The organism is Vibrio sp. vnigr-6D03 (genome assembly GCF_002835515.1).
GTDB classification, from domain to species: domain Bacteria; phylum Pseudomonadota; class Gammaproteobacteria; order Enterobacterales; family Vibrionaceae; genus Vibrio; species Vibrio penaeicida.
The window spans coordinates 106,734-120,735 of the sequence record NZ_PIZL01000016.1; the positions used below are offsets into that span (position 1 = coordinate 106,734).

Below are 14,002 nucleotides of genomic sequence, written 5' to 3' on the forward strand. Positions count from 1 at the left end.
GTTTATTCCTCATCTTCTGTTGTTTGATTAATTTGCTTAACTGCCATTGCGCCTATGGGTTGTTTATCACAGACTGCATAATAAATAGCGTGCGGGTGACGGGCACTTTCTCCGCCTACTGTGAGTAAATCGTTCGTGGTATAACTTAAATAAATCGGGGATTCTGGATCTCGGGCTTCATTGAGCAAGGTATTATCATTATATGATTTCGTACCTCCCATTATGTTGTGATGCTTTTTGAACATGTGAGAAAGGAGGTCTTTATCGCTTTGCCCGTACCCTAAAATCGCATTGGTGGAATACGTTAAATTATCGATGTTACTTTCATCGTCGAGTGGGATTGAATAAGCATATTGCTCTAAATACCGCGGCTCTGAGTGGCTTAAATCCACCACGGCAAGTTGCGCAAAACGATTGTCACCACGTAATGACCCTTTACTTATTTTGCTGCGTTTTTTCTCCTTGCTCTTTTTGGGTGGTACGACAATGGGATCGATAACCTTGGCGTTAATTCTATTGACACTTTCTTTTAATGCTGCCACCAAATCATTTTCAATGAACTGCTTTGTTTTCTCTGAACGGTGGAAATCTTTATAAAGTATGTAAATGTCAGGCAAGCTAAAGTTCTTACCTTCTAAATTGATTAGTAAGTGCTGATACCATTCGCGCACAGACTTGAGCACATGGAGTTTTGATAAAAAGCGGGAGGCAGGGCTGTTCCCTTTTGAGGCGGCAATAGGCTCAGGCACCGCCAAGGTATAAATGTTTATTTCTTTGTTAACGCCAAACCTGTCTAGCCGCCCTAAGCGCTGTAAGCAATCTTCTGCGTTAGTGATTTCCGCAACCATGTAATCACAACTGATGTTCAAAGAGGCTTGAACAATTGGGCCGCTGCGTAGCACTTCGAATTTCCGCGTGCCGTCGCGTTTGTATGATTCAAACACCTCTGCGAACCATTTTTGTTTATCGCTTTTGATGAATTTTGAATGCAGTAACACTGCATTTTCTTTATGTTGATTAGCGATGAAGCCATTCTGGGCGGTGAGAGCCATATTACTTATGACAAAAGTACTGTCACGTTGAGGCATGAATAGTGGGTTAGTAGTATCAAGCTTGGTGTCATCAAACACGTTGAAGTCGAGTTGATACTGGCTTTGATTAAATGATGGCATTTCGATGATGTCATCTTCATGAATATCCAATAACTCTTCAACAAAGACATAATGAGGGGTTGCCGACACCAATAGGGTATTGGCTTGCTGCCCTTTCAGTTTTTTCGTGGCGATAAGTTCAGCAAACAGTAAATTAAATGCTGGCACATTCACGTATTCGTGAAATTCATCAAAAACAACATGGTTATTTAAAAAATCGATGAGGGTATTGGCGTTTGTGTGGCTGATCACAGAGCCAAAAATTTGATCGATGGTGGTAATGACGATATCGCCAGAAAAGCTTTCCCCTTCTGGTATGGGATTATCCCACTGATTATGGAATTTAAATTCACCTGTATTTATTTCAATCGTACTATTCGGTAGATATTGCTCTGAGGTCAATTCATAAAATAAGCCTTGGCAGACTTGCACTCGGGGGCACACCCAAATTATGCGTTTTGCTCCTTGTAGCTTTGCCCACTCCAACGCGATTTTGGTTTTGCCACAACCTGCAGCACCGGCTAATACTGCCACATCTTCTGCGTAGGTTAACTGTTTGGCAATATCACCTTGTTTAAGGCTGCGCTCACTATTTGGATAAAATGCCCCTAGACAAGCTTCAATGCTGGAAGTGAGTGTTGACTCTACTTCAAGTAATTCATTCACTTTATCTTCTAATGTGCGCTGCAATATTGCCTCGTGGAGCTCTGTTGCGCTCATGGCTGATATTATTCTGTCGGCTGTAATGACACAGGCTCGCACAATATTATTTAATGCGTTTATTTTTACGTTACTACGATTCGCTGAAACGGATTCTTCTATCTCATATTCTTTGTAGCTAGGCGTGTGCAATGAGCTTGGAATCGCAGACTCCAGTTCTGAAACGGTTTTATTATCAATCGCTTTACTCAGCATTGAGTGTTCAGTCGAACGGTATTTTTTGTCTACTCCTGCGACTTGCTTTAGCAAGGATTGCGCCTGCCCTAAGATATCGTGAAGAGAAGCGCCCTTCTGATTGGCGATCAGTTTTTTACCAATGTCTTTATATGTCGTGAAACTGTTTTTGTCTTTACGGTAGGGTTTTGCATGATGCCAATAAATTGCGTGTTTTATCGATTCTTTATTGCTTGAGTTCAGGGTTTTTAATTCGGCACTGTCTAAAAACTGATAAAGCAGTAGCGACACTTCATTGTGCCTAGGGTGTTTTTCAAAACTGAATTTCGCATCGTCAATATGCTGCCCATCTTCTGCTACAAAGTGCTTCTTTTTTGGGTTTGTTACCCAGTTTTGAAATTTGGGGTCTACCTTTCCTAAGTCATGTAGGCAACCTGCGATAAAATTTGCCATTGAGAATTGTGTACTCTCAGGGAATAACCTTTTATGCAGCGCTTCGGCAAAATATCCCACGGCAAATAAGTGCTCTACTAGCGGCTGAAGTTGTGTATTGGCGTAAAGCACACCCGATTTGGGCTTGTCGGTAATAACATCCATAAAAACCTCTTTTTGTGTTGTATTCACTGGCACTACACCTTCTAAATTGAATTTATTTTTATTGCCTACCACCCATAAAAACTGGCTACGGGATCGCGAGCGTAACCAATGGCAACTTACGGCTGTGCTACGGCTGGCGGTTTTACGCAGCATTTTTTTAACAGTGATTAACCCATCTTCGGTGATCAGGGTTTGCCATGTGTTGTCACCAATGCGGTTGGCGAAGGCATCGAGTACCCGGCGGGTTTTCTTTAGGGCATTTTTTTCGCATTGGCTAACGAAGGTGACCATCATAATGTGTCATCCTGCTTAGTATTTTCGATGTGTGCTGCATTGGAATCTTTTAGGGCTAAGCTCTTTACGGTTTCAAACATAAAATCAAGGGCTTTGTGATCGGTAAAGGCTTGCAACACTTGTTGGCGAAACTCTTGTTCTGTGGCGTTTTCCTTGGCGCATATGAATGCCCATGGGAGCACGATGCCATCTTTAATTAGGTCGGCGACATCGAAAACCAACGCTCCTCTGCGGGTTTTCCCATGCATAACAGCAAACCCGTGCGGTATGCCTAACACCCATAAACAACTGGCAGCCAACCCGTAAGCCAGGTAGTTACCGTGATTGAGAAATCCGTTGGCTTTGTCGGTACTGCTTGGCTGGTGTTGGCGAGTAAAATTTTTGGCTTTGGTATTATTGGCGGCATATTTGTAAAGTGATTTGGTTAACTGAGCTTCGGTGAGAAGGAGGTCAGATTGCTTTTTGGCTGCATCCGTTCTTGTATAAAAGGTATCTAGGACAGTTTGTATCTTTTCGCTGTTACAATCGAACCCCTCTACTTTTAAGTCGCGGTCTTTTTGCCATACCTTTTTCAAGTAGTTTATGCGTGCTTGCTGGAATGTTTTTGCGGCAGCCAGCCGTTTTTCATCATCAAACCAGAACTTCATCCATCCGTGTAAATACTCGGTTGGTCGGTACTCGCTTTGTGGAGTAAACCACTCCACCTCGCATGCCATATGTAAAGGTGTTCCGCCACCGCCACTAAAACCGACTAAAACCCCTGCTTGCGCTAACATTCGCATGGCAGCTTGGGTGATGGAGGTGCCATTGCCAAGTAACAATACTGTGGTATTAGCTATTGGGATATTGAAATACTGATTGTCATTTTTAGCTTCTGTTAGGTAGAGAACCCGTCCATCCTTTTGCATGACTCGACAGTATTCCAAGTAATACATGTTGGCGCGTTTGGAATGCAGGATGGCTTTAAAGTCACTGGGGAGAAGTCTGTATCCAATGTTTACCCTATTAGATTAATTACCGTCGATATATAATCACGGAATGTGCCATATCGGCATATTATCAGGATTTTTATTGGGAGAAATGCTTGCTAGATCATGGTATATGAAACCTATTTAATTTCGATGTAATGCTCTACGTTGTTCAGGGATAACCACCTCCAACAAAACGAATATGGATTACACAAAGCAAAAGCAGTTAAAAATACGAGGAATTTAGAAAAGGGGGAACGGTGGTGCCACCTGCCCTATTTTCTGCTAATATCGCGCCCTATTTTTTAAAGGTTGATTATTATGGACTGTCGATTAGGTTGCGGGGCGTGTTGTATTGCTCCAAGCATTTCTTCCCCTATTCCGGGAATGAAGAATGGTAAGCCTGCTGGTGTGCGATGCATTCAGCTAAACGACGATAACCTCTGTAAGCTATTCGGACAACCAGAACGTCCTAAGGTATGTCATCAATTTAAACCTTGCCCAATTGTGTGCGGGTCAACCAATGCAGACGCCCTCGCTAATATTGCCGAACTCGAACGTCTAACTTAGTTTTCAACCTCGATTTAAGTACGCGTTTTTGATTTGGAGCCAATTATCAGGTTTTTCAATAACTTTATGCTTGAACAACAAAACATTTCTCGAACTTTATAAAGTTAATATTGTCCATTTATACCGTCAATTTCACATTTGTATGACAGGTATAAAAACAAAATGAAAAATCAAAACATCTTTTTCTCGCTTCTGCTGACCGTTTTTCTGGTTTCCGGCTGTACTTCTATGTCCATTGAAGAATGTCAAACCACACACTGGGGAGATCTTGGGTACCAGCAAGGTCAGGTAGGAGAGAACCCTAATATTATTAACGACTACGCTAAAGACTGTTCCGAAGGTGGCATAACCGTTGATAAAGAGGCTTGGAGTCAAGGTTATGAGCGAGGTCTTATCCAGTATTGTTCGCCTAGAAATGGCTATCAAGAAGGGCGTAACGGTCGAAGCTATTACGGCGTGTGTGACAACGAACAGTTTAATCAAAACTACGAGCTCGGCCGACAAGCCTATCTAAAACAAGAGCGACTTAACGATATTAAAAAGGAAATCGAGGATATCGACCGTAAGTTACGCGACAAAAATGGTCTAGACCCTGATGAACGTAAACGACTTAATGATGAGCGCAAAAGCCTTACAAACGAAAGAGCCAGTTTGCTCAGTACGAGCTACCAATTTAATGTTACGTTCTAATACACAAATGCCGCAGAATTTGCGGCATTTTTAAAGCAATCAAAACTGTCGGGTTAAGATGCAAACATTACAGTTTGTGTCTTCCCAAAATTGAATGAGACAGTGTAGTCCCATCAACCAGATCCAGCTCGCCTCCCATAGGCACGCCGTGAGCAATCCGAGTCACGTCCACGTCGTGTGCATGACAAAGCTCTGCGATATAATGGGCTGTCGCTTCGCCTTCTACAGTGGGGTTGGTTGCCAGTATCACTTCAGTAATATCTTTGCGCCTTAACCGGAAATCGAGCACATCAAGCCCAATATCACTTGGTCCAATTCCATCTAACGGAGACAAATGCCCCATTAACACGAAATAACGACCAGAATACTGACCTGTCGCTTCAACTGCAGCAATGTCGGATGGGCTTTCCACCACACACAACTGACCATTTTCTTGGCGCTTAGGGTTAAGACAAATGTGGCAGGTTTCTTCTTCGGTAAACGTTCTACATTCGCTGCAATGACCAATTTCTGTCATTGCTTGAGAAAGTGCATCCGCTAATTGAAGACCGCCTTTTCTATCGCGCTGTAACAAATGAAAAGCCATACGCTGCGCCGATTTGGGACCAACCCCAGGTAGGCAACGTAAGGCTTCCATCAATTGTTCCAGCATATGGCTGGTTCGCATAAATTGTATCTACTGCGTCAATTAGAAAGGCATTTTCATGCCTGGAGGCATTTGCATTCCACCAGTGACTGACGCCATTTTCTCTTTTTGAGTTTCTTCAACACGGCGCGCGGCATCGTTAAATGCTGCTGCAATCAGATCTTCAAGCATTTCTTTGTCGTCTTCCATCAAGCTTTCGTCGATGTCAACGCGGCGAACACTGTGGCTGCCAGTAATGGTTACTTTAACTAAACCAGCACCGGACTCACCAGTTACTTCCATGTTCGCGATTTCTTCTTGAAGCTTTTGCATGCGCTCTTGCATCTGTTGGGCTTGCTTCATTAGGTTGCCCATACCGCCTTTACCAAACATTTCTTTTCTCTCTGGTTTATCTTAGGTTATGAATTCTTTATGGGGGTAAAAGACCATGCTTTCAACGCCCATTCCAATTTGTCATCTGTAAATCAGATTGGTCTCACGCTATCGGCGTCTATTTCGGCTGCAAAACGAGCAGTAATAAACTGTATGTGAGGATCCTGAGCCAGACTATCATGAGCTTGTTGCAGTTTGCTCTGATACAGTTTGTCTCTTAATTCCAATGGAGATTCCCCCTCTTCGCCAATTTTGACAATAAGCTCACAAGGTTCTTCCAATGCTGTTGCCAACGCTTCCGCTAAATCTTTTTGCGCTTTTTCGGTATTTAGGTGCGCTTGAGTGGCTCTCAAGGTCAGGTGGATAACATTACCCTCTTTTTGATACGCAGAGTTCAGTGCCAGTTGTTCCACTAACTTTGCAGTATTCAATTTTTGAATCAAGGCAGACCAATGATCGGCGGCGACCGATTCATCGACCAATTTGGCTGCCATTTCAGGTGTTTTTGTGTGCTCTAGTGCTTTCTTAATCTGAGTAGGTGTCAGTTCAGTCTTTTTCGGTTTTTCTACTGGCTTGGAAGGCTTCCACTGGTAAGGTTCATTGGTCGCCTTTTTTTCTTCAGCGCTCGTATTTGAAGAACGAATAGTTGACGAATGGGTCATTGTCGAATTAGCTGGCGACACCTGCCCAGCGGATGCAAACTGCGCTATGCGCTCTGCCGCCGTCTGCTTTTTGGATGCTGGTGTCGCGCTAGCCTTTTTTGGTGACGCGCCAATGCTTCTATTTTCACTGCTCGCTTTGCTTTCGCTTCCGGCTTGATTACGACGGCTTCTTAACTGGTGACGTAGCCCCGATATAGGATTTGCAGACGCTGATTGCTGCTGCACCGCTGTATTGCTTGGAGATGCAATCTGATTCCCTTGATTTGAAACCGATGAATTTGAAACTGATGGATTTGGAGCCGAAACAGAGGATGGAGCATAAGCAGGATCATCATACTGCGGTGGCATCATATCTTGCTCGTAGTCACCGTAATTTGGCATATCACCATAATCTGGAGCGGGTTCGTTCGAAACAAATTGCGAAGCTGGTTGCTGTTGCTGTTGCTGTTGCTTAGCAGGGTGTCGAGCTTCTTTAAGCTTGTCACGCGCAGCATCCGCAGGTGAAGTGGGTGCTGACACTTCAGGCGCTCCACCTATTTGCTGCTTATTATCAGGTGGCGATTGTATACCCGAGTTAGCACTAGCAGAAGATGGTCTAGCAGGCTTTGAACTAATGGCTGCAGAAGTTTCTTCTTTAGGTTTGTTCTCTTCTGGCTGAGCATTCAAAGGTAGCGCTTTGACACCTGCTGGTTTAAAGGCAATTAAACGTAGCACAATCATCTCCGCACCCATTTTAGGTGACGGTGCGATGGCGATATCCTCACGTCCTTTAATCACGATCTGATAGTAAAGCTGTACTTCCTCTGGGGAAAGTGCCTTGGCCAACAGCTCTATTTTTTCCGCATCCGGCTGCCCTTTATCCAATGTTGCAGGTAAAGCCTGATACATAGCGATTCGGTGAAGCTGAGTAGCAAGCTCTTGGAGCAACCCATCCCAATCCACACCATTTTGCGCGAGCCGAGTCAGTGCATCTAGTGCCGTTTGAGCTTGATGAGAGCTGATAGCTTCGAGCAGGTGAATGGCTTGGTCAGTATCTAATGTACCAAGCATGTTCGACACCGTATTGGTATCAATAACACCATTACCGAGCGCGATTGCTTGATCGGTTAAGCTTAGCGCGTCTCGCATACTGCCGTCGGCTGCATGAGAAATCATGCCCAATGCGCGTGGTTCAGCGGTGATTTGCTCGTGCCCAAGAATATGATCAAGTTGCTGATGAATATTATCCACACTGATCGGTTTCAAATGAAACTGAAGGCAACGGGAAAGGATCGTAACTGGGAGCTTTTGCGGATCCGTTGTGGCAAGCAGAAATTTCACATATTCAGGCGGCTCTTCTAATGTTTTCAGAAGCGCATTGAAGCTGTGACGAGAAAGCATGTGAACTTCATCTATCAGGTAGACTTTAAACCGACCACGAGCAGGCTTGTATTGAACGTTATCCAATAGCTCGCGCGTATCTTCTACCTTCGTACGAGAAGCGGCGTCGATTTCGAGCAAATCTACAAATCGACCTTCATCAATCTCTTTACATGTAGAACACTCACCACAGGGTTTAGCCGTAATTCCGGTTTCACAATTTAACCCTTTGGCAAACAAGCGACCTATTGTCGTTTTGCCGACACCACGCGTTCCACTGAACAGATAGGCATGATGCAATCGGTTCTGGCTTAGTGCATTTTCCAACGCAGTGAGAACATGACCTTGCCCAACGACTTCGCTGAACTGGTGTGGTCGCCACTTACGTGCTAACGCTAAATAACTCATTCACGCTTTCCAATTACGAATGAATACCAAAAAGGCTTAGTGCCCTTCAAATTCACAGATGCTGTATACATTCAGGCCAAATTCTTTCAAGCGAGTTTCACCGCCGATTTCTGGCAGGTTAATTACGAACGCTGCGTGTTCAACATCGCCACCAAGTTGTCGAATTAATTTCACTGTTGCTTCAATGGTGCCACCTGTGGCTAGCAAGTCATCGACCACAAGAACTTTATCACCTTCAACAATCGCATCGGTATGGATTTCCAAGGTATCGGTTCCGTACTCAAGCTCGTAAGACTGAGCAACGGTTTCACGGGGTAATTTTCCAGGCTTACGCACAGGAACAAACCCGACACCCAGTTCTAATGCCAAAGGCGCACCAAACAGAAAGCCACGAGCTTCTGTTCCCACGATCTTTGTGAATCCCATGTCTTTGTATTTTTCAACTAACAATGCAATCGTCGCACGATACGCGGCAGCATCTTCCATCAAACTGGTTACATCGCGAAAAAGTATCCCTGGTTTTGGGTAATCTGGGATGCTTTTAATACTCGCTTGGATTTGGGCGATGGTTTCAGTAGTCATAGGCTCAATCTTTTAATCTTAGGCGTTACACAATAAACGCACATTGTAATACTCCAGTTCGCTTTAGTCTGCGAACTGGAAAAAGAAAAATGAAATCCGCTTTTCAGCGGCGCTTAATGTTAGTGATTTTCTTCTTTATCAGCAACAGGGTCGAGAACAGGTATTCGCGAAAACCATGCTAGTAAAACGCAAAGTATCACCAATAGCATAGCCTTTACCCACATAATTGGGGCAACAATAATGGAGACCGAAAAACTGATTATGATAAAGATATACGCACGCCGTTTCACTTTTGCCTTAAGTGATCTGTGTTGTTGCCAATCATTCAGTACGGGGCCTAGTTTCGGGTGGGAGTGCAGCCATTCATAAAATTTCGGGCTTCCACGTAAAAAGCATGCGCTTGTCAGCAAAAGGAAAGGCGTAGTTGGTAGCAATGGCAATACGATTCCCAGTAAACCAATTAGCAACGAAATCCACCCTAAGATATTCCAAGCTGTTCGACGAATACTAATAACCTGCTTCTCCTACATCCTTTGCAAATGGGTATTATACCCAAGCGGTCTCAATCAAGGTACTAAGTTCGGCAACCTCTCTATCAAAGAATAGAGAACTGGCTTTCAGGCAAGGCTCCAACAAAAAAACGGCTTCCAATGAGAAGCCGTTTTTATCCATCGATACCAAACCATTTTTACTGATAACCGGTAAATACCCGAATCCAAGTAAGCGTAGCAGGCAGCGTAGGTATAAGTAACACAGCAATAAAACCTAAAAAGTAAAGAAAGTTGTATGGATCTTTGTAGTTATCTTGTTCCGACATGGTGCTCATTATCTCCTCGTTATTAGACGACTGACTATATAGGACGCAGTACTTTCAATAAACCTATAAATGTAAAGGTTATTTAACCTTCGCAACAACGATCTCACTTTTCTTTAACGAATAACGAATTTTGACCTTACTGCAAATTACCTTGGTAAATATCCAAACAGAAACTGCTCGCTCCTAACTTGCTCATGGTAAGTTGCCCACCATTGTGAACGATAAGAGCCGATTCAGATTTATTACGTAAACACCCTTCTCCCAACCTTACGCCTTCCGACAGATGCTTATTTTGACCACCACTAGACCAAACGCTTTCCAATCCAGCAGAATGCACGATCAATGAGCTGTCGGTCATGTCTACCACACCAAACAATGCGCTAATGGAAGATGCATATTCGGAGCATGTAATCCCTTTCTCTACCGCATCAATCAGCTGAGTCAGGTCAACAGTATCGCTCTTATTGTTACGTAATTGATCGTTAAACAGCGCTCGAATCAGCAAAGTGGTCGCTACTGATTGATCGCCACCCGAGGCTGCATCGACTAAGTAAAAAACAAAATGTCCGTCCATCACCCATGCATAGTCAAAGACTAAAGGTAATGATTCCGAAGATTGAAGAAGACGATACGTGCATTTCCAACCGCCTGTTTTTGTATCTCTCTCAGGTAGAAGTGCTTCGAGCAGATCTCGAGCCATGTTTGGGTTGTTTTGCAGATGGTCCAAGTGCCAATGAAGCTCTTGTTCTTCTGGCAAGTCGCCAGATTCATCCACGCGAAACCACTGACTAGCAAAGTCTCGTTGGTCGGAATCAGTGGATTCAGCGTCTTCCAAAGTATTACTGATCGCTTTTTCCAAATGGTCCATGTTTGGGATGGGTTTTGAAAGAAAATCTTTAATGCCAAAACGAAGCGCTCTGGCTACATCGGACATTTCTTCGGTTGCAGATACGACGATCATGGGAAGGGATGGGTACTCCCAGCACACTTCTTCAACAAATTCGATACCGTTCAACACAGGCATCGAAATGTCACATATGACCAAGTCGGGAACTTCAGAACGAAGTTGTTTTAATCCATCGAGCCCATCTTCCGCTTCTAGTATCCGATAACCGTTGGACTCTAGATAGCTCGTGAGCATTCGACGAAATATGGCGTCGTCATCGACGATCATGACTGTGGGCTTGTCTAGTGCAACCCCTCCAGCCACCTGATGTTGCAATACGCTTGATTTAATCATGGATCTAACCTCAAAAAATAAATACTTCCGAAATAGTTCTTATTATTTTTTTGCTCAGTAATATAAAAAGTAGTCAGAAAACACCACTTCCACAACTTTGCAAATGTTACCCATGCCGCAATTTGCGTTGACGACTGTACTTTCTTCTGCAAGAAATCGTTGACTTAAAACAACCTTCTTTTGAAAAGTTACGTTACACTGTTTCTCTTGCATTTTTTGTGTGTCTTACAAATGAAACTTGATGATCTCAATCTTTTCCGTCTAGTTGTCGAGAACGGCAGCTACACTGCGACGTCGCGTAAAACCATGATCCCCGTTGCCACGATCACTCGCCGCATTCAAGCGCTTGAAGACTCTCTCAATCTTAGATTGCTCAACCGCCATGCAAGGAAACTGGCGCTTACGGAAGCCGGAGAGCGATTTTATGTAGAGTGCTCACCTCTGCTAAAGCAGCTAGCTTCTGCGGCTGAACATATTTCCGATGACTGCCGAGGCGCTGCAGGAAAGCTAAAGATTTCTGCGCCAGCCAATATTACCAAACGAATGATCATGCCTTTGCTCAATCAATTTATGACGGAATACCCAGATATCCGAGTTGAGTTGACGACAACCAATATGGCAGATCAACTTGATCCGACCGAATGGGATATTATTTTCAGAGTCGGCCCCCAACGTGATTCCAGTTTGATCGTCCGGAAGATTAATTCAGTAAAGGATATTTTGGTCGCAAGCCCTGAATATCTCAGCAAACATCGTCCACTTTTACACGCTGAGGATTTACGAGAACACGCATTATTAAAAGGTCACCCGTTGATGCGGTGGCAGCTCACCAATAGCGAAGATGAAACCGTAATTATTAACGAACGCGGTCGGCTTGAAGCGAGCGAGCTCAATGTGGTTAGGCGCGCTTGTTCCGCTGGGTTGGGAATCACGTTAATGCCAAACGTGATGCTGGATACATACATTGCTGATGGAAGCTTAGTTCAAGTTTTAGAAGGCTGGAGCGCAAACCCAAGAGACGTATACATGCTTTACAATCATAAAGATCATCAGCCAGAAAAGGTGCGCCTCCTGATAGACTTTTTCAGTCAGCACTCACTCAATGTGCCCCATCTGGGATAGTTGATACTTATTGCTGACGCAATAAAAAATGCCAGAGCATCTATATACTCTGGCATTCTTGTTCTTAACCGGTCTTACGGATTCACTTCTTAATCAGACTATGCGCCTTCGTTATGAAGTTCCAAATTCGCAAGATCTTGTTGGATTTCACGCTGCACTTTCGCATCGTCATTACGTAGCGAATCAAGGAAATCTAAATATTTCTGGTCAACATCGCCAGTTACGTATTCACCATTGAATACGGAACTCTCAAAACGTGCGATATCTTGGTTGCCAAGTCCAACTGCAGAAACCAAATCTTCCAACGTTTGGAAAATCAACGCATCAGCGCCAATCATTTGGCAGATTTCTTCGTTATCACGACCGTGCGCAATAAGCTCATTTGCACTAGGCATATCGATGCCATAAACGTTAGGGAAACGAACTTCAGGTGCAGCTGAAACCATGTAGACGTTTTTCGCTCCTGAGTCACGGGCCATTTCAATGATCTGCTCAGAAGTGGTACCACGCACGATCGAATCATCAACAAGCAATACATTTTTGCCTTTAAATTCAGAACGAATAGCATTGAGCTTACGACGAACTGATTTCTTACGTTGTTGCTGACCAGGCATGATGAAGGTACGACCAACATAACGGTTCTTAACAAAGCCTTGGCGGTATGGCTTATCAATAATCTGCGCAATTTCCAATGCGATATCACAAGACGTTTCAGGAATTGGGATAACCACGTCGATATCCAAATCTTCCCATTCACGTTTTATTTTTTCACCTAGCTTTTTACCCATTTCAACACGAGCGCTGTAAACCGATATTTTATCGATAAACGAATCAGGGCGAGCAAAGTAAACAAACTCGAAGATACACGGATTTGACTGAGGGTTTTCAGCACACTGCTGAGTAAATAGCTCACCGTCAAAGGTGGCATAAATCGCTTCACCTGGTGCGACATCACGAACAAAATCAAACCCAACAGCATCTAAAGCAACAGATTCAGATGCAACCATGTATTCGGTGCGACCTGTTTCTAGCTCTCGCTTACCCAAACATAATGGGCGAATGCCATGCGGGTCACGAAATGCAACCATACCGTGTCCGATAATCATCGCTGCAACCGCATAAGCACCACGAATCTGCTTATGAACGTTTGAAATCGCTGAGAATACGGTGTCTTTGGTTACGTCTTTCGACAAATCAATTTCATGTGCGAGGATATTTAGAAGCACCTCGGAATCAGACGTCGTGTTTACATGACGACGAGCTGTTTCCAATAGGCTTTCACGCAATTCACGTGCGTTAGTTAGGTTGCCGTTGTGAGCTAGGGTAATACCGTAAGGGGAGTTTACGTAGAAAGGCTGTGCTTCTGAAGCACTTGAACTACCTGCCGTTGGGTAACGCGCGTGACCGATACCGACAGTACCTTGTAAACGCTGCATGTGTTTGGCTTCAAATACATCTTTAACTAGACCGTTCGCTTTTCTCAGACGAAAACGATTGCTTTCTATGGTAATAATACCAGCGGCATCCTGGCCACGATGCTGTAATACAGTCAGCGCATCATAAATTGACTGGTTTACAGGTGTTGTACCCACGATTCCAACAATACCACACATGTCATAATCCTCGGTTT

Annotated in this window: 13 protein-coding genes; 3 read left to right on the top strand and 10 right to left on the bottom strand. The window is 44.0% G+C overall.

The genetic code is table 11. The annotated features are described in order from the left end of the window. Nucleotides 1–2: 2 nt before the first annotated feature. The gene (locus CW749_RS13560) at nucleotides 3–2,936 is read right to left on the bottom strand and encodes a CRISPR-associated endonuclease Cas3'' (protein ID WP_101112660.1); all 2,934 of its coding nucleotides are present in this window, start codon (nucleotides 2,934–2,936) and stop codon (nucleotides 3–5) included. Continuing rightward, nucleotides 2,933–3,931 carry a type I-F CRISPR-associated endonuclease Cas1f gene (gene cas1f, locus CW749_RS13565; RefSeq protein ID WP_272897857.1) on the bottom strand — a complete coding sequence of 333 codons (999 nt, stop codon included), beginning with the start codon at nucleotides 3,929–3,931 and terminating at the stop codon, nucleotides 2,933–2,935. The genes CW749_RS13560 and cas1f overlap by 4 nt, the downstream gene beginning before the upstream one ends. A gap of 294 nt (nucleotides 3,932–4,225) precedes the next feature. Between cas1f and CW749_RS13570 the strand changes: the two genes are divergently transcribed. Next, on the top strand, nucleotides 4,226–4,474 hold the full coding sequence (locus CW749_RS13570; protein ID WP_101112662.1) for a YkgJ family cysteine cluster protein: 249 nt from the start codon (nucleotides 4,226–4,228) through the stop codon (nucleotides 4,472–4,474). Nucleotides 4,475–4,636: 162 nt separating this feature from the next. Next, nucleotides 4,637–5,164: a DUF2799 domain-containing protein gene (locus tag CW749_RS13575; protein WP_101112663.1), complete on the top strand. Its 528-nt coding sequence runs from the start codon at nucleotides 4,637–4,639 to the stop codon at nucleotides 5,162–5,164. Between the two features lie 67 nt (nucleotides 5,165–5,231). Here CW749_RS13575 and recR read toward each other — a convergent pair whose 3' ends face one another. From recR to CW749_RS13605, 7 genes are all read right to left on the bottom strand, one after another. Beyond that, nucleotides 5,232–5,831 carry a recombination mediator RecR gene (gene recR / locus CW749_RS13580; protein WP_101112664.1) on the bottom strand — a complete coding sequence of 200 codons (600 nt, stop codon included), beginning with the start codon at nucleotides 5,829–5,831 and terminating at the stop codon, nucleotides 5,232–5,234. A 21-nt stretch (nucleotides 5,832–5,852) separates the two neighbouring features. Further along, nucleotides 5,853–6,182 (bottom strand): YbaB/EbfC family nucleoid-associated protein, encoded by a 330-nt coding sequence (locus CW749_RS13585; protein WP_101112665.1) that lies wholly within the window; start codon nucleotides 6,180–6,182, stop codon nucleotides 5,853–5,855. Between the two features lie 92 nt (nucleotides 6,183–6,274). Then, nucleotides 6,275–8,611 (bottom strand): DNA polymerase III subunit gamma/tau, encoded by a 2,337-nt coding sequence (dnaX, locus tag CW749_RS13590; protein WP_101112666.1) that lies wholly within the window; start codon nucleotides 8,609–8,611, stop codon nucleotides 6,275–6,277. 36 nt (nucleotides 8,612–8,647) lie between these two features. Next, on the bottom strand, nucleotides 8,648–9,193 hold the full coding sequence (apt, locus tag CW749_RS13595; RefSeq protein WP_101112667.1) for an adenine phosphoribosyltransferase: 546 nt from the start codon (nucleotides 9,191–9,193) through the stop codon (nucleotides 8,648–8,650). Between the two features lie 119 nt (nucleotides 9,194–9,312). Continuing rightward, a complete protein-coding gene (locus CW749_RS13600; protein ID WP_272897858.1) occupies nucleotides 9,313–9,705 on the bottom strand; it encodes a DUF454 family protein in 393 nt (130 codons plus the stop codon). 176 nt (nucleotides 9,706–9,881) lie between these two features. Beyond that, nucleotides 9,882–10,019, bottom strand: coding sequence for a hypothetical protein (locus tag CW749_RS28190; protein ID WP_167404833.1), 138 nt, complete (start codon nucleotides 10,017–10,019; stop codon nucleotides 9,882–9,884). A 127-nt stretch (nucleotides 10,020–10,146) separates the two neighbouring features. Beyond that, nucleotides 10,147–11,250 carry a response regulator gene (locus CW749_RS13605; protein WP_101112669.1) on the bottom strand — a complete coding sequence of 368 codons (1,104 nt, stop codon included), beginning with the start codon at nucleotides 11,248–11,250 and terminating at the stop codon, nucleotides 10,147–10,149. 231 nt (nucleotides 11,251–11,481) lie between these two features. On the opposite strand from CW749_RS13605, the gene CW749_RS13610 reads away from it, so the two are divergent. After that, complete coding sequence (locus CW749_RS13610) at nucleotides 11,482–12,372, top strand: LysR family transcriptional regulator (protein WP_101112670.1); 891 nt, start codon at nucleotides 11,482–11,484, stop codon at nucleotides 12,370–12,372. Nucleotides 12,373–12,470: 98 nt separating this feature from the next. Here CW749_RS13610 and purF read toward each other — a convergent pair whose 3' ends face one another. Further along, complete coding sequence (purF, locus tag CW749_RS13615) at nucleotides 12,471–13,985, bottom strand: amidophosphoribosyltransferase (RefSeq protein ID WP_101112671.1); 1,515 nt, start codon at nucleotides 13,983–13,985, stop codon at nucleotides 12,471–12,473. Nucleotides 13,986–14,002 lie beyond the last annotated feature (17 nt).

Coding starts and splice junctions, on each gene's coding strand:
- CW749_RS13610 (WP_101112670.1), top strand. CDS start 11,482: ATGAAACTTGATGATCTCAATCTTTTCCGTCTAGTTGTCGAGAACGGC.
- CW749_RS13570 (WP_101112662.1), top strand. CDS start 4,226: ATGGACTGTCGATTAGGTTGCGGGGCGTGTTGTATTGCTCCAAGCATT.
- purF (WP_101112671.1), bottom strand. CDS start 13,985: ATGTGTGGTATTGTTGGAATCGTGGGTACAACACCTGTAAACCAGTCA.
- CW749_RS13585 (WP_101112665.1), bottom strand. CDS start 6,182: ATGTTTGGTAAAGGCGGTATGGGCAACCTAATGAAGCAAGCCCAACAG.
- dnaX (WP_101112666.1), bottom strand. CDS start 8,611: ATGAGTTATTTAGCGTTAGCACGTAAGTGGCGACCACACCAGTTCAGC.
- CW749_RS13575 (WP_101112663.1), top strand. CDS start 4,637: ATGAAAAATCAAAACATCTTTTTCTCGCTTCTGCTGACCGTTTTTCTG.
- recR (WP_101112664.1), bottom strand. CDS start 5,831: ATGCGAACCAGCCATATGCTGGAACAATTGATGGAAGCCTTACGTTGC.
- apt (WP_101112667.1), bottom strand. CDS start 9,193: ATGACTACTGAAACCATCGCCCAAATCCAAGCGAGTATTAAAAGCATC.
- CW749_RS28190 (WP_167404833.1), bottom strand. CDS start 10,019: ATGAGCACCATGTCGGAACAAGATAACTACAAAGATCCATACAACTTT.
- CW749_RS13560 (WP_101112660.1), bottom strand. CDS start 2,936: ATGATGGTCACCTTCGTTAGCCAATGCGAAAAAAATGCCCTAAAGAAA.
- CW749_RS13605 (WP_101112669.1), bottom strand. CDS start 11,250: ATGATTAAATCAAGCGTATTGCAACATCAGGTGGCTGGAGGGGTTGCA.